This window comes from Chloroflexus sp. (assembly GCF_034434295.1).
Classification (GTDB): domain Bacteria; phylum Chloroflexota; class Chloroflexia; order Chloroflexales; family Chloroflexaceae; genus Chloroflexus.
The window spans coordinates 1-24472 of the sequence record NZ_DAOTZQ010000083.1 but is presented as its reverse complement, the minus strand read 5'-3'; the positions used below and the strand labels follow the sequence as shown (position 1 = coordinate 24472).

Annotated in this window: 22 protein-coding genes; 10 read left to right on the top strand and 12 right to left on the bottom strand. The window is 56.6% G+C overall.

The window, feature by feature from the left end:
• The first annotated feature begins 440 nt into the window (after positions 1-440).
• Entirely contained in the window at positions 441-1859 is a 1419-nt protein-coding gene (locus VAE57_RS11860) for a BCD family MFS transporter (RefSeq protein ID WP_322822088.1), read from the top strand.
• Positions 1860-2144: 285 nt separating this feature from the next.
• Here the strand turns inward: VAE57_RS11860 and VAE57_RS11855 are convergent, their stop codons facing one another.
• A complete protein-coding gene (locus VAE57_RS11855; RefSeq protein ID WP_322822087.1) occupies positions 2145-2669 on the bottom strand; it encodes a hypothetical protein in 525 nt (174 codons plus the stop codon).
• A gap of 404 nt (positions 2670-3073) precedes the next feature.
• Between VAE57_RS11855 and VAE57_RS11850 the strand changes: the two genes are divergently transcribed.
• Positions 3074-3694 carry a LysE family translocator gene (locus VAE57_RS11850; RefSeq protein WP_322822086.1) on the top strand — a complete coding sequence of 207 codons (621 nt, stop codon included), beginning with the start codon at positions 3074-3076 and terminating at the stop codon, positions 3692-3694.
• Between the two features lie 1525 nt (positions 3695-5219).
• Here the strand turns inward: VAE57_RS11850 and VAE57_RS11845 are convergent.
• The 8 genes from VAE57_RS11845 to VAE57_RS11810 all read right to left on the bottom strand — a co-directional run bounded on the left by VAE57_RS11845 (position 5220) and on the right by VAE57_RS11810 (position 16597).
• The gene (locus VAE57_RS11845) at positions 5220-6005 is read right to left on the bottom strand and encodes an RNA methyltransferase (protein ID WP_322822085.1); all 786 of its coding nucleotides are present in this window, start codon (positions 6003-6005) and stop codon (positions 5220-5222) included.
• Entirely contained in the window at positions 6002-8287 is a 2286-nt protein-coding gene (locus VAE57_RS11840) for an FAD-binding oxidoreductase (protein ID WP_322822084.1), read from the bottom strand. Before VAE57_RS11840 ends, VAE57_RS11845 begins: the two co-directional genes overlap by 4 nt.
• 52 nt (positions 8288-8339) lie before the next feature.
• Positions 8340-8690 carry a type II toxin-antitoxin system PemK/MazF family toxin gene (locus tag VAE57_RS11835; RefSeq protein WP_322822083.1) on the bottom strand — a complete coding sequence of 117 codons (351 nt, stop codon included), beginning with the start codon at positions 8688-8690 and terminating at the stop codon, positions 8340-8342.
• Positions 8677-9933: a helix-turn-helix transcriptional regulator gene (locus VAE57_RS11830; protein WP_322822082.1), complete on the bottom strand. Its 1257-nt coding sequence runs from the start codon at positions 9931-9933 to the stop codon at positions 8677-8679. The genes VAE57_RS11835 and VAE57_RS11830 overlap by 14 nt, the downstream gene beginning before the upstream one ends.
• Before the next feature lie 708 nt (positions 9934-10641).
• Complete coding sequence (locus VAE57_RS11825; RefSeq protein WP_416208449.1) at positions 10642-11331, bottom strand: endo alpha-1,4 polygalactosaminidase; 690 nt, start codon at positions 11329-11331, stop codon at positions 10642-10644.
• A 534-nt stretch (positions 11332-11865) separates the two neighbouring features.
• Positions 11866-13101 carry an SPFH domain-containing protein gene (locus tag VAE57_RS11820; RefSeq protein ID WP_322822080.1) on the bottom strand — a complete coding sequence of 412 codons (1236 nt, stop codon included), beginning with the start codon at positions 13099-13101 and terminating at the stop codon, positions 11866-11868.
• A complete protein-coding gene (locus VAE57_RS11815; RefSeq protein WP_322822079.1) occupies positions 13098-14612 on the bottom strand; it encodes an SPFH domain-containing protein in 1515 nt (504 codons plus the stop codon). Before VAE57_RS11815 ends, VAE57_RS11820 begins: the two co-directional genes overlap by 4 nt.
• A 293-nt stretch (positions 14613-14905) precedes the next feature.
• On the bottom strand, positions 14906-16597 hold the full coding sequence (locus VAE57_RS11810; RefSeq protein WP_322822078.1) for a long-chain fatty acid--CoA ligase: 1692 nt from the start codon (positions 16595-16597) through the stop codon (positions 14906-14908).
• 299 nt (positions 16598-16896) lie between these two features.
• On the opposite strand from VAE57_RS11810, the gene VAE57_RS11805 reads away from it, so the two are divergent.
• Complete coding sequence (locus tag VAE57_RS11805) at positions 16897-17028, top strand: hypothetical protein (RefSeq protein WP_322822077.1); 132 nt, start codon at positions 16897-16899, stop codon at positions 17026-17028.
• 183 nt (positions 17029-17211) lie between these two features.
• Here VAE57_RS11805 and VAE57_RS11800 read toward each other — a convergent pair whose 3' ends face one another.
• Both VAE57_RS11800 and VAE57_RS11795 read right to left on the bottom strand, forming a co-directional pair.
• Positions 17212-17994: an alpha/beta fold hydrolase gene (locus VAE57_RS11800; RefSeq protein WP_322822076.1), complete on the bottom strand. Its 783-nt coding sequence runs from the start codon at positions 17992-17994 to the stop codon at positions 17212-17214.
• A gap of 49 nt (positions 17995-18043) precedes the next feature.
• Entirely contained in the window at positions 18044-18865 is an 822-nt protein-coding gene (locus VAE57_RS11795; protein WP_322822075.1) for an alpha/beta hydrolase, read from the bottom strand.
• A gap of 110 nt (positions 18866-18975) precedes the next feature.
• On the opposite strand from VAE57_RS11795, the gene mnmA reads away from it, so the two are divergent.
• From mnmA to VAE57_RS11760, 7 genes are all read left to right on the top strand, one after another.
• Positions 18976-20055 (top strand): tRNA 2-thiouridine(34) synthase MnmA, encoded by a 1080-nt coding sequence (gene mnmA, locus VAE57_RS11790; RefSeq protein WP_322822074.1) that lies wholly within the window; start codon positions 18976-18978, stop codon positions 20053-20055.
• Positions 20052-20309 carry a hypothetical protein gene (locus VAE57_RS11785; RefSeq protein WP_322822073.1) on the top strand — a complete coding sequence of 86 codons (258 nt, stop codon included), beginning with the start codon at positions 20052-20054 and terminating at the stop codon, positions 20307-20309. The genes mnmA and VAE57_RS11785 overlap by 4 nt, the downstream gene beginning before the upstream one ends.
• A 66-nt stretch (positions 20310-20375) precedes the next feature.
• A complete protein-coding gene (locus tag VAE57_RS11780; protein ID WP_322822072.1) occupies positions 20376-20828 on the top strand; it encodes a hypothetical protein in 453 nt (150 codons plus the stop codon).
• 193 nt (positions 20829-21021) lie between these two features.
• A complete protein-coding gene (locus tag VAE57_RS11775) occupies positions 21022-21957 on the top strand; it encodes a DUF1385 domain-containing protein (protein WP_322822071.1) in 936 nt (311 codons plus the stop codon).
• Between the two features lie 37 nt (positions 21958-21994).
• Positions 21995-22807, top strand: a complete 813-nt coding sequence (locus VAE57_RS11770) for a DUF4388 domain-containing protein (RefSeq protein WP_322822070.1) — start codon at positions 21995-21997, stop codon at positions 22805-22807.
• Positions 22808-22838: 31 nt separating this feature from the next.
• The gene (locus tag VAE57_RS11765; protein WP_012256561.1) at positions 22839-23369 is read left to right on the top strand and encodes a GTP-binding protein; all 531 of its coding nucleotides are present in this window, start codon (positions 22839-22841) and stop codon (positions 23367-23369) included.
• Positions 23370-23560: 191 nt separating this feature from the next.
• On the top strand, positions 23561-23836 hold the full coding sequence (locus VAE57_RS11760) for an HU family DNA-binding protein (RefSeq protein WP_012256560.1): 276 nt from the start codon (positions 23561-23563) through the stop codon (positions 23834-23836).
• Positions 23837-24166: 330 nt separating this feature from the next.
• Here the strand turns inward: VAE57_RS11760 and VAE57_RS11755 are convergent.
• The coding region (locus VAE57_RS11755) for a hypothetical protein (RefSeq protein WP_322822069.1) at positions 24167-24472 on the bottom strand (306 nt) is incomplete at its 5' end.

Below are 24472 nucleotides of genomic sequence, written 5' to 3'. Positions count from 1 at the left end.
TCATAAAAGCTGTGCTATCGTGCTGCACGACCGTCGTCCTGGTGCATGAACGCTTGCCAATCAGCAACGATAGCCGACCCGGCTCCTGGCCCGTTGGTAGAGCACAGCTCAGGCCATGCCATCACGCGCTGGATGGAGTGCCTTATCCGCCTGGCATGCGCGTGGTGCAGGGTTTGGCGTGCGGCAGCCATGCTGCCGCGCCAGCCATGCTCACGAGATGGTGCGGGTCACGTCGTTGATCCAGCTGGTCACGCGGATGCCGGGCGCGATCGTCGCAACCATAGGAATCGGGTGGCAATGAATGAGATACCTTCATAGTAGATGTTTTTTGAAATAGATTCTAATGGTGGTACAAACTGAACCGACTCTACCTTATCTTCGCATGACATGGCGTGCTATAATACGACACAACACCGCGCTCTAGCCCAAGGAGCTGGAACATGGCAATGGCAGATACATTGCTACGCCCATTTCGTCAGGCCCAACACTGGCTGGCTGCCCGTCCTCGTTTGCGGATGTGGCTGCGGGTATTTCGCCTGAGCCTCTTTCAATTCGGGATGGGACTCTCGCTGGCACCGTTGACCGGTACGCTCAACCGTGTGCTGATCAACGAGTTAGGGATTGCAGCGTTCCTGGTAGGTTCGTTACTGGCTCTTCACTACTTTATCTCACCGGCCCGCGCCATTGTCGGGTTTAAGTCGGATGTCCATCGAGCTGCCGGCCGCTGGCGTACACCGTATCTGGTACTCGGTGCGATGCTGACCTACGGTGGCCTGGCGACTGCTCCCTTCTCGCTGATTCTGCTCAGCGGTGAAGGCTATCTCCCATTTCCATTAGCGGTCATTGTTTGTTTTGCTATCTTCTTTGCCTACGGTTTGGGCGTAAATATTGCCGAGACGATCTATCTCGCCATTGTCAGTGACGTGACGCCGGCAGAAGAGCGTGGTCGGGTGTTGAGTGTGCTCTGGGTGGCGCTGGTCTTGGGGACGATTGTCGGTTCGTTGCTGATCGGTGAACTGTTGATCGACTATAGCCATACCCGTTTGATCCAGGTGATGCAGGGATCGGCGTTAGCCTTTGTGTTTCTGACCTTCCTGTCAATGCTTGATCAAGAGCGGTTGAAGCCGAATGGCGAACTGGTTGATTTCACCCCGGTACGGGTGCGTGAGACGCTTGGTGAGTCGTTGCGCATGCTTGCAGCGCAGCGCCCGCTGCGCAACCTGTTCATCGTGCTGGCACTGGCAACGACCGGCTTTGCTGTACACGATGTATTACTCGAACCATACGGCGGTCAGGTGTTAGGAATGAGCGTGGCTGAGACGACGCGCCTGACGGCGGTGTGGGGCGGTGGGATGTTGACCGCGATTGTCTTGACCGGCTGGCTGCTCTGGCGTGGTCATCCGGCCTTGCGGATGTTGGGAGGCGCTTCGATCCTGGGTGTGGCCGGTTTTGCAACCATCAGTCTGGCCAATACTCCCGATCACGTCGGGCAATTCCTGGGTGGGATTGTTCTGATCGGGATGGGGCGTGGTATGCTGATTGTCGGTGGCCTTGCGCTAGTGATGGGGTTGTGTGACCGTTCCCATGCCGGTCTGTTCCTTGCCCTGTGGGGTATTACCCAGGCGCTATCGCAAGGGGTCGGAACGATTGCTGCCGGCCTGGCCCGCGATATTATCGGCAGAATGAGTGGCGTGGTCGCCAGTGGCTATATTGCCGTCTATCTGAGTGCGTTGCTGCTGATTGCGGTAGCCGGGTTACTGCTCCTCGTCCTCAGTTTGCGCGGTCAGCTCCGCGCCGAGCAGGTGCGTTCGCCGTGGAGCAGTCTCGAACAGGTGAATGCCGATCAGATCATTTTCTAACCCAAGTTGCTCCCTTTGTCACCACAGAGACACGGCGGACACAGAGGATGGGCATAACCCGGATTGCTACCGTGAGGTGTGACGTAATATGTCCATGGGAACTGACTACTCCCCACATCGTCCACGCGGTTACGCCATACGGTATCGAGGGCAATGTTGTGCTGTTCATCCTGGTAGTCAACCTCTGCCGTCTGCTCACAGCATAGGTGGCAACTTGAGTTTTCTAAGTCGATTTTCAGGGAAGAACGCCCCTGGTGGTTCGTTTCATCAGGGGCCTTTCCTTCCTCAGTCAGCATGTCGTCGCCAGATCAGTCCGAGACCGATCACGATCAAGACCAGCGGCCAAACCCAACCAGCCTGATTGAAGATTAACTCCAGCAGCGTCACCCCACTTTCACCGATGATGAGCAGCGATCCGATAACAGCCATAATCCCGCCGGGAATGAAGGGCCACCAGACCCGTTCATTCGCGAAGAGCGCACTTAAGAGCGGGATCGCTGCCCAGCCGATTGCAAAGGAGAGCAAGAATACGCCACTTTCAGCTTCTTCGGCCAGCGGCAGCACATCGGTCAGAATGGCACCCAGGGCGATCCCGCCAAGAATACCCGCCGGAATAAACCAGCCGCTGCAGCGAGTGCGGATGCCGACTGCGGTGAAGATGATGGCCAGTGCGGGCAGGATCAGCAATCCGGTGTCGATAACATTTCCCAACAACAGGACGACCCCAATCGCGATCAGGGCAATACCAATCGTTGCTCGATCGCCATGTTTGGTGGTGGTCGTTTCGGTTACAGACGTTTCGGTGGTCATTGTCTACCTCTCTTTCGCTGACTACCTTCTCTGCCTCTACTATACAAAGGAATGGGCTGAGCCAACAGTGTCAAAGGTCAGATGTTGGTCATATCGTGGTATATGACGGTTGGCATAGTGCCTGCCGTCGGTGATGTGTAGGTGTGAGCACGAAACTCTTCCCCGTGATCAACCTGTTGGTGAGTATCAAGAACGAGGATTATTCACTGTGCGCGTCTGCCTCTGGTGCGCATATGTGTAGACTCTGGAAGTACCTGCTTTCGGTATGCATCTGGGCTGCGATAGGCAATGGTTTAGTCCAGGTCTGCGCTGGCGAACCTGCGGTATAACCCTGGCTGCGCTCGCAGGTATCGGTTTGAGGTATAGTAGTCTGAACAGTTCTTGTTGATGCTTACGGAGTTGCTATGGTTCCCGAACGTCTGATTGCCTACACGATTGCGGTCGCTATCCTGACTCTCATTCCCGGTGCTGACACCATGCTGGTGCTGCGCAATGCCCTGGCGCGTGGTCGCCTCGCCGGTATTGCAACCGCTTTTGGTATTGGGAGTGGTCTGTTCGTGCAGGCAACCCTCTCCGGTTTGGGGTTAGCCGCGATAGTGCTACAGTCGGCACAGCTTTACCACGTGCTCAAACTGGCCGGTGCCTGCTATCTGGCCGGGTTAGGTCTGTGGACGATGATCACAACCTGGCGACAACGGGCAATTGAGGAACCGCATCTGCCCGTCGGTCAAGCGCGCCATGCCTTTATCGAGGGTTTATTGAGTAACGTACTCAATCCCAAAGTTGCCGTGTTTTATCTGGCATTTTTGCCGCAGTTTATCGATCCAGGTGATTCGGTCTTGTGGTCGGCACTTGCACTCACGACCATCCACTTCCTGCTCAGCATTCTCTGGTTTTCAACCATGACCTTTGTTGTTGCCGGGGTCAGTGTCTGGCTGCGCCGCAGTGACGTGCGCCGTCGGCTCAACTATGTCACGGGGGCGGTTCTGGCCGGTTTGGGAGTACGGTTGGCGGTTGAGGCGTAATTCATATGCTACTGACCGTTCTCGTATGGGGTGGATGTCCATCATGTTTACGAGATGACAGCAGCTTGTCTCAAATTGTGAGTGATGCTGTGCACTAGTCAGGTTGTCAAACCTGTGCGGGAGTGCTGCCATGCATATCGCCAGCGCATCGCCAGGACGTTTCGCAGATGCGCATTCACGCTCAGTTGCCGCACCGGGACGATTGATGGCAGGAGTGGCGTGTGCGCGTTGCTACCAGCTACGACATGACCCATCCCACCCCGTCTCTGCTAGCTATGCATTACCCACAACTGCTGTCAACCACGGCTGTCTCAGCGGGTATGATCGCCATGGATGCTGGTGTGGGCGACTGGCCTGGTGGCAGTGCACATCTCCAGCTGTGCCAGCACGTGCTGAATGGGTTGCCTTGCGCACTTATCATGTGCGTGGCGCAGGGTTTGGCGTGCGGCAGCCATGCTGCCGCGCCAGCCGCGCTCACGATCCGGCACGGGGCATACCGTTCCCCATCCTGGTCAAGGGAGTGCTGACTGTGCTCGTGCCGATCATCGAGTCGGTCCGGCATGCATGCGCTACCGGTGTGTAGACGTTTGGTTGTACCAGGTTCGTGCCTGCGCACCAGCAGTCACGGCCAGCACCTGCCGGTGATGGAGAGGATGCCTCGACGCAGGCTGGAAGCCTGCGCCACGGGGAGCCGCCACGGGGAGCACGTGCAGCCCGGCCTAACGCAGCGTGGGTAATGCATAGCACCCGCTGGGGCGGAAGCACGTTCTCAGCTCCTCCCCCCAGCGGGGGGAGGTTGGGAGGGGGGCCGGAATTGCGGTGCGCGACAACAAGTATAGAGCACGCCTATCTCCACTCCCCCGCCGGGTTGGAGACATACCTCCACTCTAACCCGCCCCCGCTGGGCTATGCATTACCCATAACTATTTTGTCAACCTCTTCACGCATCAGCAGCGCCTATCTCATCGTGCACGATCCCGGCACTACCGCATTGTCACACTGTCGCGTCGGTCTTACATTACGAATGGGAAACGGTGTGTCAGCCTATGGTGCAGGCGAGAAGCCTGCGCACCAGCGGTCATGGCCAGCACCTGCCGGTGATGGAGAGGATGCCTCCACGCAGGCTGGAAGCCTGCGCCTCGGGGAGCCGCCACGGGGAGCGCGTGCAGCCCGGCCTAACGCAGCGTGGGTAATGCATGGCACCCGCTGGGGCGGAAGCACGTTCTCAGCTCCTCCCCCAGCGGGCGGGTTGGGAGGGGGGCCTTGTCAGGTGACAAGCGAACCGGAGGCTCGCGGCGACTGAACCCGCATAATTGAGGGGATTGTGTGTTCGACAGTGCATTGCGGACGGGCGACAGGATCGCTCTCCTATTGGCAGTGGCGCGCTGGATGGCGATCTGGTTGCACAGGCTGGATGATGTTGGAGACGGGTGAATTACGACTATCACAACATCAAGATATGAAGCCCATGGGGAAAGAGGCCGTCTTTATCCAGCCGAGGTGATACTGGCTGTGTAACTGCTGATCATTGTGAGCGGGTCGCCTCGTACATCAGGATGCCGGCTGCCACTGCCAGATTAAGCGAGTCGCTACGCCCTCGCATTGGGATGCGGACTACCAGATCACAGGCGGCAAGCTGCTCTTCTGTCAAGCCATGCCGTTCGCTGCCCAATACCAGGAGCAGTGGTCGTGGGTAGGTTATGGTCCGGTAATCACTGGCCCCCCGATCAGAGCTGCCGACCAGGGCAATACGATGCTGCCGTGCCCAGGCCAGCAGACTGTTCCAGTCCGTGCGAGTAATCTGCTGACTGAAGAGTGCACCCATGCTGGCCCGCACCGCTGCCGGATCGAAGGGATCGGTCGTTGCGCCGACCAGGATGACGCCGCTGAAGCCGGCGCCATCGGCAGTGCGCAAGATTGTACCCAGATTGCCCGGATCGGCTACCTCAACCAGCACCACCCAGCCAACCGGTGCCGGTGACAGGTTGGGAAGTGGCGTGTAGTGCATTCGCCCAACGGCTGCCATGCCTTGCGGGTTGTCTTTGTCGGCCAGACTGCTGAAGACTGCTGCACTGACGGTCAGTATTTTGCCGCCGCCAGCAGCATACGTGTCAATCAGTTCGTGCGCAAAGCTGCTATTGAGAAGTTCAGGGGCAATGACCAGCATGTCAAGCGGGGCACCGCATTGAATCGCCTCGGCGACCGGGCGAATCCCTTCAATCAGGTAGCGCCCCTGCTCGTCGCGAGCTTTGCGTTGCCTGAGTGCACGCAGGGCTTTGATGGTTGGATTGGCGAGGCTGGTGATCATCATACCGGGAGTACTTTGCCAGGGTTTAGACGACCGGTGGGATCGAAGCGAGCTTTGATCTGGCGTTGCACAGCAAGTTGTGCTTCACCGAGCGCCTGGGTCATGAATGGCCGTTTGAGGGTGCCGATACCGTGCTCTCCCGACAGCGTACCACCCACGGCCAGGGCTACTTTGAAGACGGCTTCTGCGCACGGCCATAATTGCGCCACTTCGGTCGGATTGCGGGCATCGAAGAGGATGTTTGGATGCAGGTTGCCGTCGCCAGCATGACCAAAGACCACGATAGGCAGGCCATAGGTGGCGCTTACCTGCTTAATCTGGCCGACACATTCGGCGATGCGGGTCACCGGTACGCTGATGTCTTCACCCAATCGGTTAGGGCGAATGCGAGCCAGGGCCGGCGCGATCACTCGTCGGGCCTGCCAGAGGTTTGCTTCATCGGTGGCATTTCGCGCCACTGCCACCCGTTGCGCACCGCCAGCCTTTGCCAGTTCAGCCAGGGCTGCTGCGTCGTGTTCGACCGCTTCCGGTTCACCGTCGGCCAGCATTAACAGCATTGCTCCGGCATCTTTCGGCAAACCGATGCGTAGATACGCTTCCACGGCGGCGATCGTAGTGTCATCCATCAGCTCCAGACTGGCCGGGATAATCCCCGATGCCATGATCCGTTCGACTGTGGCACAGGCGGCGGCCAGATCGGCAAAGAGCGCCATGGTTGTGCGACGGGCACGTGGCAGTGGGATCAGCCGCAAGGTTGCCTCGGTAATCACAGCCAGCGTTCCTTCAGAGCCGACAAGAAGTTGCACTAATCCATCGCTCTCACCCTGACCGGCCAGGCCATCGCCGTAGCGGGCGATGGAGCCGTCGGCCAGTACTGTCGTTAATCCCAATACATAATCGGCAGTTACCCCATATTTCAAACAACGTGGTCCACCGGCGTTGCAGGCGATATTGCCGCCGACGGTCGAGGCCGCCTGACTGCTCGGATCGGGAGGGTAGAAGAGGCCAACGCGCTCAGCGGCCCGTTGTAGTTCGGCAGTAATCACGCCGGCACCCACGTGGGCAACCTGCTGCCCGCGATCAATAGTTATGTGTTCCATGCGGTTCAGGCCAATCACCAGACATCCCGGTGTTGGTACGGCTCCACCGGCCAGGCCACTGCCGGCCCCACGGGTAACTACCGGTAAGTCGTGTGTAGCCGCAATCTGCATCAAGGCAGCAACTTCAGCCGTGCTGGCCGGCAAGGCGACCGCATACGGCAGTGCTTCGGCCTGGGCAATCGAGGCGTCCTGCCCGTAGACCGCCAGTTGGTCAGGATGGTGGATCAGGTAACGGTCACCAACCACCTGTTTGAGGGCAGCGATACAATCGCCATGCGTCTGGCTCTTGCGAGGGGTCAGGGTTGGATAAGCCGGTTGTGGCGGCGGGCCAAACTCGTAACACGGTTGACCACCGAGGGTGGCTAGCTGCGCTTTCAAGGTCGCATAGTGCCGGACGTCGGGTAATGGCGTGACATGGACGCTCCCTACGCCCAGATCGCCCCAGATGGCGATACCGGCGTCACCGATTTGCCGACAGGCGGCGATTCCCTCGGCCAGTTTGCTGCGTGGCAGCGTCATATCGAGGCGTTGGTCGGCGGGCAGAGCACAATGCCGGCGAGCAAGTTCTTCCCAATGCTGCCAGCCATTGTTGGGGTCACAGGTAACGGCGAGCTGATGGCGATCTGCCGTTGTCAGCACCTGCTGTGACTGGCGCGTCACCACCTCTGGCAGACCGGCGAGAGCGATGAGGAGTAATCCGCCGGCATCGAATGCTAATGCCCGTAGTTCCAGATTGGCGGCCATCAGATCGGCTGCCAGCATCAACAGCCGTTCCAGCGGTCCCTCTACCAGGTGCAGGGTGGTCACTGCCGGCAAAGGGCGCAAATTGAACGTCAATTCACGCAGATCACCGAGGCGTACTCCCTGTCCGGCCAGTGCGCGGTGCAGGTTGTAGCCGGTTGCCCGCTTGAGGGTTGGGCCGCCGACATGCAATAGACCGTTGGCGGTTTCCAGTGTTGCTGCCCGTACATAGCGGCCAATTGGCCCGCTCGACAACCGATACCGACCACCACTGTTACAGGCTACCAGTTCGGCGAGCGTTGCGTCGGTATGTAACGGGGCAACCGGCAGGCAGAGACCGTAAGCGGTCAGAGCTTCGTTTAAAGCGGTCGCGGTTGCGGTTGCCGGTGCGCTTGCCAGCAGTGCACCGGCATTGATGGTAAAACCTGTGGACGTGATGGTCATGGTTGTGCGCTATCGATCATGCGTATACGTTAGTCAGATTGCGGTCATTGACTTACCCGGTAGGATTATAATCTACGACCAGCGCAATTGCCGCAGCAATCTCGTCCATGGTGGTTGCCGGTGCTCTCCCGACCATCGTGCGTAAGCGATGCACCTCAATCGAGTGCAACTGCAACAGATCAACGGCGTGCGGTTGGCCTAAGCGGGTCGGCCAGTTACCCTCCAGGCGCTGCAACCACACCATACCGGCAAACCGGTCTTCCCATGGGCGCAGGCGGGCAACCAGTCGAATCGGCAGATGTTCAAAGGCGTCAGCACTCACTACTAACACCAACCCTGATGTCTGATCACCAAAATCGGTCTGCCAGATCTCACTGCGCCGGGGTGATTTACTTGTGCTCACTCGTTGCGACCTCGTTTACAGAATCGGTGACAGACTGATAGAGATCGAGTGCATTGGCTGCCTGGGCAGCCAGGATCGCATGGCGTTCAGCCTGCGGTAGCCGGAGCAATTGTCGGCTGCGAACAGCAAAGGCTAGAGGTGACGGCGAGTAATGACCTGCCGGCACATCCTCGGCCTGGATGGTCTCAGGGATGACAGTTTCGGCGAAAACGGCCTGTGCCACACCGGTTGCCACCTCATCACCCAGCAAACGCTGCGCTTCTGCGGGATCGATCAGCTCTTCCGCCAGGGCGTGAAGGGCGGCCCGCCGCAACCAGAGTGGTTCTTCGTGTGGCAGTGGTTCCGGTTCTGCCATTCGCCAACCCCGTTCACTGAATTCGATCATCCACTTGCGGAAGAGAGATTGACTGATAATGTCCAGCGTCTGCATGCGGTAAAGCAGCGCCTGGATGCTCATTCCGAAGTGGTGCTTCATCAAGAGCAATTCATCCAGATGCAGATGATGACGGCGCTCACCGATAAAGGCGCACAGATCATGGGCTGGCGCGAGCAATGCCGCTGCGAAGCGAAACGCAGCCTTCTCTTCATCCAGATTGTCTTGTGCTTGCAGTACCAGATGCGCCAACTCGTGCGCGAGATTCATCCGCCATCGTGCACCATCGTTACTCCGCTGCGCAATCACCGCTGCGGCCAGCGGATGACCGTGTTCAGCACGGGCAATCGCAGCAACGCCATCGAAGCCGTCAATGGTTGCGAGTTCGATGACGTGGAGGCCGTGATCTTCTAACACGTCGGTCAAATTGGCAATCGGCGCACTACCCAGATCCCAACGGCTACGGAGATCGGTAGCCGCAGACTCAACATCGTCCAAATTCTTCACCGGATACTCCTGCAACGGGATATCGAGCACCCTGGTGTCGCCAATAAGCCGTTGTAATCGCACCCGTTCGCGCAATGCCTCTTCGGCCAATGCGGCGAGATGCTCACTCTGTCGTTTACCGAGCGAAGCACGTTTACGATAGGCAACGATCTCGACCCGGATATTGGCACCGTCGAGGAGATCGGTCGGTCGTACACCAAGTGCCTGCGCTAAGCGCTGAAGCACCATCGGTGATGGTTGAGCGTGACCGTGTTCGTACTTAGAAATAGCCTGACGGGTAACAATGTGGTTGGTTGCCTGTGCCAGATCGCTGAGGGTCATGCCGTGCGCCAACCGCAACTGGCGCAATCGTTGACTAATCATGGCCAACTCCTTCCTGACAGTTGACAATTATCGCTGTTTGCAGACACTTTGTCAACCGGTATTGGAAGGGGTGGAATCTGAAAAATACAATGCCTGAACCTCTCGTATGGCAATGTGAACAGGTACATGCACCGTCTGTGGTGGCTGAACCCGGCCCTACCTGCCCAATTTGAATGATAGCGTGATCAGCGATGGGAATATCTCATATCAACCGGCTCCTCTGGGAACGTGAACATCTGGATCGCGGTGACCGTGTCGCATTCTCTCATCGTATTCTACCCGCCTCTCTCGATGCACACATAGTCGGCGGCAGTCATACTTCGACACCAGTAGGTTTCTCCACACTGATGGGTGAGATGTATCAGTCCGGCTATCGTTGTCGGATGGTATACTCAAGTGTTTCAGATCAGCCTCTGCCTGCGATCAGTGGCAGCGGGGACCCCTCACGCGGCGTGTGAACAGATGGTTTCGCCAGATCGAATCCCCTGGGCGACTGGATAACTGGATAGGTTATAGAACACGGCATCCCTAATGGCATAGAACAAGGTCATTACCAGTAGTAGGCCGAAGATCTGTGTTCCAGGCTTGCTATGGGAGGTGATTGCTGGTGACAGAGGACCATTAACCTTTATGCGAAGAATTGCTGGTTCTCTTTATGCCCGGTTTAGTGAGATATGTCTTCTCGGGCTTGGCCGGTCAGTAACGTTTCTACGTTTTTGTCTGGACAAATTGATGACAATCTATGCGATAGGCATCCAGTTCGCGATGTTTTATCAGCGTATTAAAGCCCATTTGCTGAGATTGAGGGCAAATATACTCCGGAGCCTGATCATACTCTATTACAAACACAGGTTTACCAGCTTCTTTGAACGGCAACAGGGCTGTACATTCCTGATAACGAAAACACGACTCGTTGATCATCCAGTCAAAATCGTCCACCAATTCCGGTATCTGTTCAATATCATTTTTCAACCCGATAGCAAGACCACGTTCGTGGGCTGCAAAAGCCAGAAAGCGATTGTAAGCAAGTTGATCTTCTGCGGTCAAAGCAAAACCGGTATCGTTTGTATAACCATTCACATTATCAGGATCAACACCATGACACCCCTTTTCTACGGCAAGGTCTAGTCGTGAGGTCATGATTGGGCCGAGGATATCAATCCGACGAATGTCCAGCCACCGCTCACCCGGCCAACCCGCCAAATCCTTACCCAACACTACGGGCACGAATGTTGATGCGTCTGGACGCCACTCTTCATATGCTCCGGCATTGAAGTAGCACATAACGAATATATCTCGTTCACGCAACTCTTGAATAATACCGGGTGTGGTATCCCACAAATCTAAATTGAAAACCTGAACATCCACAGAGAGATCCAGTTCACCGGTGTATTGAATTTGCCATGTTGTAAGAACTGGTATTGTTACAGGTGAAGGTTTTCTGGAGCCGATGAATAGTAACGATGAAAGGAGATGATATGAATTAGACGGTAATATGTTCACAAGAGCATATATCAGTAAAAAGATGGTTGTCAGTACGAAAAAGTATCGTTGTCTGTTTCGCATACTCAAGGTGTGCTATGTATCAAGCCAGAATCTGTTTCATACGTGATGATCAGGGTTCTATTTTGCAAGATGCCTCATAGATCATCCGACAGCGTACAAACATTACACCTCCGCACGTCCTCAACTTATCCCGCCAGCTTGTAGAGTGTGTCGAATCGTCTGTCACGGATAGATCATGCGCATTTTCTGTTCTATCATCGCATGATACCCGCTGATGTTCAGGGAAAGTATAGTCGCTATTACCTAACCTTTACAGACTGTTCTCCTGAAGTCTATCATTCAGACATCAGATTGCCCCTGCAAGACGAGCGGGAAAGGGATCAACCTCCCTTCCCCTCCCCACTATTCCCTATTATATCCTATCTCCTACTTCCCCATCCCATCCACATTACCGGTCAATTTCGGCAACAACTGTGCCGTTAGCAGCGTGGTTAATGCTGAAGCATCGCCGCCGTCGCTCTGGATGACAATCGGGCGTGGGGCACGTTTCATCAGTGTTTCGGCCACCTGAAGCCGGCGCCGGGCCAGTTCGTATTGCAGCACAGCTCGATTGTCCTGGTACGCTTGACCAAGATAGTCCAGACCACGTGCCTCATTTTCGGCCTGGCGTAGGGTTGCCCGGCCACGCGCTTCGATCTCCCAACGTACACGCTGCGCTTCGGCCTCTTTCTCTTGCAGCATACGCGCCACGTCTTCACGGGCTTTATTGATCGCTGCCCGTACCTCGACCAGTTTGGCGTCGCGAACCTTCCTGGCACGCTCAATCTCAAGCAGCAGACCGTCGATCCGTTGCTTTTTGATCAGTTCCCATTCACGTGCGTAGGCCTGCAACTCTTTCGCGACGCGCTCTCGTGTCGCCAGGTGCTGCTGATATTGATCGGGCAATTGCACATCAGGAATGTTGGCACCGGTAATGCGGACACCATAGCGGGCCAGTTGGCGGTTGAGCAGCTCTTGCATATCACCGACATCGCTGCCACGCAGATCGTAGGCGCGTTCGGTCTCAACCCGGCGTGCCCGCTGCCGAATGGCGTCCTGCACCGCACTGCTCAGCACCAGATCGAAGTTACTGGCCCCCAGGCGGCGCACAAAGGCGATGGGGTCTTCAATCCGGAACTTCAAAAAGAATTCGATGGACTTCAACGGCACATTTTCGCGGGTCGGTGCCGCCATCACCGGTGCGGTGTACGGAATCTCGGTGCTGGTGTCAACCACGGCCTCGACCTTCTCCCACGGCCACCACAGGTAATGACGACCCGGTGCCAGGGTGCCGACAATCTGTCCCCAGCGCGACAGAATACCGGTTGTGCCCTGCTCGATCTCGATAATCGCACCGAGGACAAACGACAACCCGGCCCAAATAAAGAAGAGCAGCGCCAGGAAGAGCGCCAGACCGCCGAAGATTCCCCCACTGAAGACGGCGACACCGATCAGATACAACCCAATGGCCAGTGGTAAAAGCCAGCGTGCCCGCCGGCGATCTTTGGGAATCACCACCGGCACTAGTTGCCCCTCTTCACCGGAACGGAGGAGTTGCCGGATGCGGTTCCAGGTCGCTACCGCCTCGCGGATACGCGAAAATTCACGTCGTGGCTCACTCACCGCGGTTCTCCTTTCTCGCTGCGCTGTTCGGTCTCGGTGGCGACGACTTGGGCGATCTGTTCAGATCGGGCCAGGATGCGCTGGCGAATCTCTTGCATACGGCTACGGATAGCCGCAACATCTTCGGGCGAATAGAGCTGGGTATCGGTGATGCCCAGCATTCGTTGCGCCAGGGCCAGATAGTCGATAGCTGCCTCTTCACCACCACCGACCTGCACAATCTGTGGCAGATGATCGGCCACTGCTTCCAGGCGGTCGAGAATATCTTGCTGGTACCGGTATTGCAGAATTTCGGGGTACCGTGCGGCACCGACTGCCCGAATATCGAGCGCCTGCGCTTCCAGCAGGGCAGCGTTGGCCCGGGCAGTACTCTCGGCTTCGCTCAGCAACTGGCTGGCATACGCATTAGCGCGGTACGTCTCTTTTTCGCGGGCAATATCGATCTGGGCCTGGTAGGTAGCAATTTCGGCTTGAATAGCCGACAACTGCTCACGCAGGCTGGCCAGTTCCCGGTTCAGATCACCTTCATCCTGCTCCTTGCGCAGGGCCAGTTCGTATTCGTAGGTGTACGCCTCTTTCGCGACCCGGATCATCTCCGGTTTGGCGAGATCGATCCGGTACTCCTGACTCGACGGCTCGGCGTGGGTGATGTTGGCGTTAACAAAGCGTACCGCTGGCAGAAATTGCTGGTTCAGCGTGTCAAGCAGACTCTGCGTACTCTCGCCTACCAGATCGTAGATGGCTTCGGCTCGCTGCTCATAGATCAGGGCGCGCGTCACTTCACTGACCGCATTCTGGAGCTTCTCTTGAAAGCCTTTTGCGCCACCAAGGGTAAAGATGAACGCTGCCGGGTCTTCGATCTTGAATTGCAAGAAGAGATCGACTGAAGCATTGACCCGCGAAGCGGTCGGTGCTTCCCGGATTGGCGCGTTGTACGGATATTCGCGTGTCACATTGACGATGTAACTCACGCGCTTCCACGGATCGAGCAACACTTTGCGTCCTGCCGGTGCAATCTCCTCAAGTCTACCAAAGCGGGTGATCAGCGCCTGGCAGCCGTCGGGCACCATGATGAAGGTGTTGCGCCAGAGGCTGTAGGCTACATAGGCGATAACCAACAGCCAGTAGTGAGGCCCGAACAAGACAAGGCTTAGATTGGTGAAGCCGAAGGAGACGGTATCGATCAGCAGACTGAAGAGCCAGCCGATCAGTCCGATCACTACCAGGATAGCGGTGACTGCGATCCAGAGCACTGAACGCGGATCACGGGGGATCACTACCGGTGAAATGACGTTGGCGACCTGCCCGCCTGAATCGCGCTGTTGGAGATTACGGTTCAGCAACTCAGCCGCCTCATCGAGTAGAACACTCATCTGTTCGATCCGGGTGGCTCCACCTTCGTTGCCTGAACGCTGCGAAATGAAGTCGCTGGCCTTTATTTGCAATTGATCGAGTTCACCACTCTCTAGCAATTGTTTTACTGCCGTAACACTCCGTTGTGCTCTATTCATGATTTACTCCTGTCCGCTACGATCAGTTTGCAGTATTCGATACGATATACATCGTGCAGAGGTTGCAAGCGAACCTGCTTATGTGAGATGGCAAGTAGCGGGAAGATGTGGTTGGAAGTAGAAGTATCCGTGTGAGTTCAGCAGTAATGCGCTACCGGGTCTGGCTCTCGCAGGAACGGCCATTAGCGAGCACCGGCTTCGGTCTGCACAAAGCGATCAGTTCTGCCAGAGAGCGTCACCTGAGGGGGTGGAGTAGGTGCCGGTATAGCCCTGGCCTACCCATGCCTGTTGTGTTATGACCGTTGTTCGCGTGAAAGCAACTCTTCAACTAACCGGCGGCGCAGCAATTTACCAATGAAGCTTCGCGGTAGTGCTTCGCGAAACTCGATTTTGTCGGGAACAAGCGGCAGATTGACACGCTCGCGGAGAAATGCTAGCACCTCAGCCTCGCTAACCCGCTCACCGGGTCGGGTGACGACGAAAACGCGCACATCTGTTTTACCGTCAGGCAGCGGCACCCCAACGACTGCGGCATCGATAACTGTCGGATGTTCGTACAGCGCCTCTTCGAGATCGCGAGGGTAGATGTTGTAGTTGCCGGCGATGATCATCTCCTTCTTGCGCTCGATAATCTGAAAGTAGCCGTCAGGCAACATCCGGGCAATGTCACCGGTGCGTAACCAGCCATCAGCCGTGAGCGCTTCGGCAGTTGCTTCTGGATTGTTCCAGTAACCGGCCATAAGCTGCGGACCACGTATCAGCAGTTCACCGATTGCTCCTGGCGGCAGGTCTTGACCGGTTTCCAGATCGACGATTCGCGCTTCAGTGTCAGGGATTGGCAAACCGATAGTGCCGGCACGTCGTGCACCGCGCAACGGATTAGCGTGGGTAACCGGCCCCGCTTCAGTCAGGCCATACCCTTCGACCAGGCGGCTACGGGTGATGCGCTCGAAGCCTTCCTGCACCTCTACCGGCAATGGTGCTGCACCACTCAGACAACTCTTGAGCGACGAGAGGCCGTATTTGCGCACCTCACGCACTTCGTTGAGCGCCGCGTACATCGGGGGGACGCCAGGAAAGATCGTTGGTCGTTTCCGGCGGATGGTATGCAGCACGTTGCGCGTCTCGAAGGTTGGAAGCAAGATCAGGGTTGCCCCTAGCGCGATCCCAACATTCATACAGGCGGTCATGCCATAAGCGTGCGAGAAGGGAATGACGCACAACACCCGCTCGTTGCCTTCTTCGGCATCGGCGTACCACATTCGCGTCTGATACGCATTGATGTACAGGCTGGCGTGGCGGTGTAACACACCCTTGGCAATGCCGGTTGTGCCACTGGTGTACAGAATAACCGCCGGATCGCCGGCGTTGAGCGTGGGCAACTCGCCGTCCTGACCGGCAGCCACCAGATGTTGAAACCAAAGCGCCTGACTTGCCTGGGCATCGGGGATCCGGTGGCCTTCCTGCTCCTGACGCAGGAGGGTGAAGAGCAGACGCTGGCTTGAGGGCAGATATTCCTTCAGATTGGTGTAGATCAGCCGTGGAAAGTGCAGTTCAGCCCGTACCTGCTCGACCAGCCGGTGGAACATACTCAGCGCAATCACCGTTGTTGCTCCCGAGTCACGCACCTCGTGGGCAAAGCCTTCGGCGTCGAAGATCGGATTAGCCAGGACGACAATCCCCCCGGCAAGCAGAACGCCGAAGTAGGCAATGACGGCCTGGGGAATATTGGGTAACAGGATGACCACCCGCTCGCCGGGTTGAAACCCGGTACTGAGCAGGCCACGGGCAAACCGGTTGGCCTCTGCCCATAGTCGTGCATAGCTAAGCGAGCGACCGTAAAAAGCGATGGCAGTGGCATGCGTAAAACGCTCAGCAGCCCGTTGCAACAGCACCGGTAACGGCTCTGGTTTCAGGTCAAGCGTTGCTGGCACACCCGGATCATAATGGCGAAGCCATGGACGACTGGCGAAGAGATCGGTCATGCAACTATCCCTTGCAATGCTGGTGAGGGAAGACCTGGCAGTTTCGATTATCAGCCGTGATTCTGCTGGTGTCAATAGCAATTTGTAGAACTTATTTCGTAAAAGCTGTGCTGTCGTGCTCCCCGACAGTCGCGCAGGCGTATGAACGCTTGCCAATCGCCAACGACAACATATCCTGCTCCCAATCTGCCGGTATGGTAGCGAGGAGGGCTGACGATCATCTTTGGTGGCATCATGCGCTGGCTTAATTGCCTTGCCCGCTCGTCATGCGCGTGTCGCGGCGTTTGGAGTGCAGCAGCATGGCTACCGCACTCAGCCGTGCTCACGATCCGGCGCGTGGCACACTGTTGACCCTGCTGGTCATGGGGATGCCGGGTGTACTCGTTACGAGCATAGAGTCGGTCAGGAATGCATGGGAGAACTTCTCGTAGACGGTTTTTTGAAATAGGTTCTAACATCAAACCTGGTAACCAGTTATGGCCCGCTATCTATCATCACCCTTATGCTGCCCCTGAGAGCGCACGCCTCCGGCTCGCTTCCGCCTGCCATTCCATGCCCACGAACGGACAGCAACCATGAGCTAACGCAATTGCTACCAGAGTATGAGTGAACGCTTAATCACGCCAGCTCCGTGGCCCCTCCAGAAAGCGGTCGATTAGGCGATTAACCGCATCGGGGCGTTCGAGATGGGGGAGATGGCGAGTATAGCGCACGATTTCAAGCCGGGCGTTTGGCATCAATTGTTGACTCTCGCGAGCCTGGGCCACTGGGGCGATAAAATCCCACTGTCCGGCGATGATCAGGGTCGGTGTCTGCACCTGGGGCAAGACGGTTCGCCCATTCCAGCGGAACAGCGTGCCGGCCAGTACTCGCTGGATAACCTTCACCGGCGCATAGGTTTTTGGCATCAAAATGGGACGCAACCTCTCCAGCATTGCCAGCGAGATCGGCAACTTGACGATTCGCTCGTGGAGCGGATGCAGATGCATCTCTGGCCCGGTTGCAATCAGAATCAGCCGGCTGACGCGCTGTGGCTGGCTGGCGGCAAAGGTGATGGCGATTGGCCCGCCGAACGAGTGCGCCATCAGGATAAATGGCTCCTCAACTTGCAAGCGGGTTATCAACTGCGTCATGTCCCACAAAAACTCTTCAAGTGAGTACGCCGAATTGACTACTTCAGAGCGACCGTGGCCGCGTAAATCTGGGGCAATGACGCGATAACGACCGGCTAAATGGCTGATCTGGTGTATCCACTGTTCGAGATTACCGGCGCAACCGTGAATACAGACAATGGTTCCCTGACGTTCACCATTGAGTGGCCCGATGTCCACGACGTGCAGGCGCACCGGTGCCGTGCCGGTAAGCTGAATCTCTTTGCGGTAGGGTTCAAGGTTCATCACGGTACAACTTTCTAAATGCACCATCGCGAAACGGACATCTTGCTGCTTACGAGCCGGTCTCGGCGAGGAATGCGCGGAGAGCGCGGGTAAATGCCCGTGGTCGTTCATCCATTGGGTTGTGGAGACTGACCGGAATCATGACATAACGTGCACCCGGTATAATCTGGGCCAGGCGGCGAGCGTGGGCAGGCGGGGCCAGACTATCGAACTGCCCGGTCATCACCAGGGTCGGAACCCGGATCTGTTGCAGGCGTTCGTCTGCGCGAGTCGCGAAGAGGGAACGCAAAATGCGGTACAATCCTTCTGGGTCAAACGTGGCGAGGTACGATACCCGTCGTAACCACGGACGAATCCAGCCACCGCCGTGCTCGTGCGGTATCTGCTGACCGAGCGGTCGAAAGGCACGCCCGATAGCCTGGGTCAGGCGAAAGGTTGGCCAGCCGAGATGTGGCAACAGATAGATACGGGTATAGGCCGGCATGCGATAAGCATCGACTGCCGCATCAATGAGAGCCAGGCGCTGTACCAGGTTGGGGTGGCGAAGTGTCATCTCGACGGCGACGCTGCCCCCCATCGAATGACCGACCAGAATGATGGTTGAAAGGCCGAGATCATGGCAGAAATCGGCGATCAACACGGCAATCCGCTCAATCTGGTCGGCCCGCCCAATCCGACTCTCGCCATGACCGGGCATATCGATGGCAAAACAGCGGTAATCACGGCCAAGGTCGCGGAGGGCGCTCCACCAGAGTTCCTTAAATGCGCCCCAACCGTGGAGAAATACGATAGCCGGGCCATGCGTACCGGCGGTCAGATAGCTGATCCCCAGCCGGTGGTGGTAGTGCTGCGTGATCTGAATGATTGACATATTATCGCTATTGAACGGATTTCAGAACTGTCTTGCTCGATGGTGGCACTATTGTACCTTTTCACCACAATCGAGACGGCAGCTATCACTAGAGCAGGTATAATACCGATATGGCAAACGTATTAGTGGCAATGAGCGGCGGTGTTGATAGTTCTCTGGCCGCAGCACTCTTACTTGAGGCCGGTCATCAGGTGACCGGCGTTACCATGCACTTGTGGGATGACGACGAGCAGGGCTTGCGCGAGAGTCTCTGCTGTGCGGCAGAGGCAGCGGCAAGCGCCCGCCGAGTCTGTGCGCTGCTGGGCATCCCCTTTTACGTGTTTAACTATCAGCGTGAGTTCCGTCGGCACGTGATCGATTATTTTATCCGCGCCTACACGCACGGTCTTACGCCTAACCCCTGCGTTGAGTGTAATCGCATGATTAAGTTTCGTGCTTTGCTTGACCGGTCGCGGACATTGGGATTTGATGCAGTAGCGACTGGTCACTACGCCCGTGTCATCCAGGGCGAAGATGGCCGTTATCAGCTCTGGCGGGCGGTTGATCTTGAAAAAGATCAATCGTATATGCTGCATATGTTAGGTCAGGCCGAGCTATCGCGCTTAATCTTTCCGATTGGCGCGTATACCAAACGTGAAGTACGCGAAATGGCTGCCGCCCGTGGTCTGCCCAGTGCCGACCGTGAAGAGAGTCAGGATATCTGTTTTGTGCCTGACGGCGATTATCGCAATCTGTTACGGATCGAATCGCCGGAGAGTCTGGTGCCCGGCCCAATTGTTGATCTCGAAGGACGGGAAATCGGGCGGCACCGCGGATTGCCGTTATACACAGTCGGTCAGCGGCGCGGTTTGGGTTTAGGTGGTGGTGAACCACGCTATGTCGTTGCGATTGACCCGGCACGGAATGCGTTAATTGTTGGCCCGGCGACGGCCCTCAATCGCGAGCGCTTTACGGTCATCGATGCATGCTGGGTAGATAATACGCCACCGGCTGAAGCATTCACCTGTCTGGTGCAGGTGCGTGCCCACGCCGAACCACTGCCCGCACGTGTCTCGCAACAATCTGACGGTCGCTGGCTGGTTGAGCTAGAACGACCACAGCGTGCGGTCAGTCCCGGTCAGGCTGCCGTCTTCTATAGCGGACAACAGGTGTTGGGTGGGGGCTGGATTGCGCGCCCGGAGGTCGCATGAGTGCTCTATCGCCGGCAGCCTTCCTCTTGTTGCTTCTGACCACAACCCACGCCGCCCTTGCCCACGTCTTACTAGGCAGATCGTGGCGGCAGCTCCCTATCTTCTGGGTGACTGCCGCCGCGGGCTGTTTGATCGCAACTCTGCTCGGCTGGCGATTTCCGCTGAACATACCGGCACCAGCCGGGATTCCCATGCTCGAAGCCTCGTTACTGGCATGGATATTCCTCATAGTTGTTTCACGCTTACGGCTATGATATAATTCAGCGCACTATAGTGCCCTCACAGTCGCAGTATATGCGACCCGGTATGGAGGTAGCCCCGTGTTACGTTGGATCGGCATCGGTATTGGTCTGCTAACTGCAGTTTTGCTCGGGTTTATTATTGCAGCAATCTTTCTCGGTGAAGGATTCCGCGCAGCCTGGCGTGATGTGTTCATCGTGATCCTGGCGGCGTTGCAATTAATCGGCGCAGTGTTGTCAATTGCAATCCTGATCGCTATTCTCTACGCCGTTGAACAAATCAATCGCCTGGCGCGTAACAATGTGATACCGAAACTGGACGAGGCACTAGCCAAGGCAAATGAGGCGCTTGATGCCACTCGCACCATCGCCCACAATGTGCGTGATTCGGCCCAAACGGCAACGACAACAACGACCTACGTCGCTGAACGAGTGGTTTCGCCGATCATCCGCATCTCCAGTCTGGTTACCGGCGTCCGTGCCGCAGCCACGACCCTGGCCCGCCGTGATAAGACCGATGGCCAGGCCGGGTAGCGTATGATCTGCTGTCGAGTATATGCTACCAGTCATAGCCAGCGCGTTGTGTGTGCGATGTGGTCATAAGCAGACGGTCGTACCAGGGGAATCATGCCATATTCGATACAGTTTGGTGCCTGCTGGTATGGTAAGATAAAAGGTAGTAGAGGTTTGCGTGCCCGTGAAAGGGCCGAGGCAAATAGAAACCGATATGAGTGGGCAGCAATTTAAATACGGCGGTCAGGCAGTTCTCGAAGGCGTTATGATGCGCGGTCGTCACCAGGCGACCGTCGTTGTACGTCGCCCCGATGGTAGCTTTGCCCGCCTGGATATGCCGGTTCCTCCACGTGCGGCTCGTTGGCAGCGGTTACCGTTGCTGCGCGGATTTGCTGCTCTGGCTGAAGCTTTCACGATTGGCCGCAAAGCACTCGACTTTTCTGCCACCGTTGTAGCTGCCGATGAGGAAGAGCAATTACATCCCTGGCTCCAGGTTCTGATCTTCACCTTAACCATCGCAGTTGCGGTTGGTCTCTTTGTGGTGATGCCATCACTGGTAGCCAACTTCATTGGGCAATTGGGTGCACCAGTCTTGTTGCGTGAAGTGATCGAGGCATTGATCAATCTGGCGATGGTCATTGCCTACATTATTGCGATTGGTCGTATTCCTGACATCAACCGGGTGTTCGGTTACCACGGTGCAGAACATAAGGTAATCAATGCCTACGAGGCCGGGTTGCCGCTCACCGTAGAATCGGTACGGCAGTGCAGTCGCATCCATCCCCGCTGCGGCACCAGCTTTCTGCTCGCAGTGGCCTTGATCGGGTTTCTTATCTTTCTATCAGTTGCCGGGTTGCCCGTCTGGCAACGAATCATCGCTCGCATTGTCTTAATTCCGTTGGTGGCGGCCGTTGCCTTTGAGGTGCAGCAACTGGCCGCGAATCATTACCATCGGCCATGGGTACGTTGGCTGCTCGCCCCGACACTGGCAGCACAATACCTGACGACACGTGAGCCAAATGGTGATATGATTGCAACAGCAATTGCCGCCTTTGAGGCAGTGTTGCAGGCTGACCAATACGCTCAGGAGCAACCGGTTCAAGTAACGACGACGGTGACCGGTCTGGTCGACACACAACCGACAATGTAAGGTCATTTACGCATAACCCGCGATAGCGGAGGAATGTATGGCATTGGTGGGGAACATCCGAGATTTTAGCTTGTCAGACTTTCTCTCACTCGTTGATCGCGGGTATAAAACTGGTGCGCTGCATCTGTCGTATAATGATCAAACGGCGCGTCTGTACTTCGAGAAGGGAAAATTATTGCTGGCGGCACGCCGTCCTGAAGATGAAAAACCTGATCTGCTGGTGCGACTTGGGGTGCTGAATGCCGAACAGGTTGCGCTAGCCTGTCAGACACTTGCAGCGCGAGGCAATGGGGCAACCCTCAGCCAGGTGATTATTGACACTGGTCTGGCAAGTCCTGATCGATTACAGCAAGCCTTACTGGGGCATACCGAACAGTCAGTCTATGGACTGTTTGCCTGGCCGGAAGGTGATTTTCTTTTCGAGCATAATCAGCGACCGGCGCCCGATGCACCATTGGCGCCGACGCCGATCTCTATCGACCACCTGATTATGGAAGGTGTGCGACGGATCGATGAATGGGAACGCATCCGTGATCGTATTCCGTCGACCGATCTGGTGCCACGGTTTTTGGCCCCACCAGGCGAAAAGCTCAAGGGGATGCGCCTGGCACCTGACGAATGGAAGGTCTTCGCCCGCATTAATGGCCGTGATACCCTGGCCGAAATTGCCCAGAAGACCGGATTGAGTGATTTCGATGTGTGCCGTGCGGTTTATGGGTTTCTAACCGCCGGAATGCTGGAGCTGGTGAAGCGACAGCGCGTGCTGGCTGCTGGAATGCCTCCGGTAGAACAGCCGCGTTTGAAGAAGAGCCTTGTCAATCGGATCATCAATCGGATCCGCAGCATGTAGCTGGGGCCAGAGCATCGGAGCGGAGGGCTGTGTGCAGACGGTAAAGATGGTGATCAGCGGCGCCGTGAACGCCGGCAAAACCGAGTTTATCAAGACGATCTCGGAAATTGAGGTCGTTTCGACGGAGCGCCGGGCGACCGACGATACTCGGCTGATCAAGAAGGAAACGACTGTCGCGATGGATTTTGGACGCATCGCGATCTCTGATGATCTCGTGCTCCATCTCTTCGGAACACCGGGACAGAAGCGCTTCGATTTTATGTGGGAGATCCTCGCCGAAGGCATGCTCGGGCTGGTGATCCTCGTCGATAGCACACGACCCGAAACGTTCCGAGAGACGAACCGGATCATCGACTTCTTCGTCTCGTATCGCGATACACCGTATGTGATTGCGGCAAACAAGCAGGATCGGCCTAATGCCTGGTCGCCGGAAGAATTGCGACTGGCTCTGCGTCAACCACCGCATATCAAGGTGTTACCGTGTACGGCAACGGATCGTGAGAGCGTGAAGAATGTGTTGCTCGAATTGCTCTACGTGATCCAGGAGCGCAGTGAAGACTAAGTTCGCCTCGTTTTCGGTGGCTTTGTAATGCGTAAAACTTGTTTTGCGCATTGCAAAGCCATAAAATATTGTTGGAAAATCTCAGATGCTGTTTATCGCATCAACAAGAGATACAGGTCTTGACAGATGCGGTATACTGCTTTCTGAAGAGCTATTCAGGTAGGAGTGAATATTTAAGGAGGACTGCACCGATGCAGAAGACCGATTTCATTAAGGCTGTGGCTGAGCGCGCAAAGGTTTCGCAGAAGGAGACGAAGCTGATTATCGATGCCGCGCTCGAGGTGATCACCGAAGCTCTGGCTCGTGGCGAGAAGGTGACGCTCACCGGTTTTGGGACGTTCGAGGTGCGTTCGCGGCAGGCCCGGGAAGGCGTGAATCCACAGACCCGCGAGAAGATGCATATTCCCGCTACGAAGACGCCTGGTTTCAGCGCCAGCAGCACCCTCAAAGAGGCTGTGCGAGGTTAAAGCTGCGGACAACGTTCCGTTCTATTGTGTCGGTTGAAAAGAGTACGGTTGTGCCGTACTCTTTTTGTTTTGCCTCGAAGGTATATCAATTGTGGCAGGAGAGAACGCATGGCACACTATCTAACCGTCACCCTGGCACTGCGCCGGAGCGTAGATACGCTGCACCAGCGCTCTCGCACCGCGTGCAGTAGGACCACGTTCCGCAGAGGATAGAGGATAGCGCGGCTTGGCGTATGGCCTCCGCTGTTGTAATGCCAAATCTTGCTCAACAATATGCACTGTTCAGGTGTGCCAGTAGGGGCAACGCATACGTCGCTCCTATCGCCGCAATCAGGGGTGATTGGCCTCGAACGGTACCCGTTGGCTTGCCTCTGCCGGTAACACTCTCTCCCTTATACCCGGCGTGGTTAGGGGATCGGCATTGCGGTAGCGGTGAGCACCCAATCCGTGAAGATGATGATCCAGGTCACATCCACACGACTGACCGGCACTACGGATCAGTAGGGGCAACGCATGCGTCGCTCCTATCGCCGCGATCAGGGGTGATTGGCGTTGAACGGTACCCGTTGGCTCGTCTCTGCCGGTAACACTCTCTCCCTTATACCCGGCGTGGTTAGGGGATCGGCATTGCGGTAG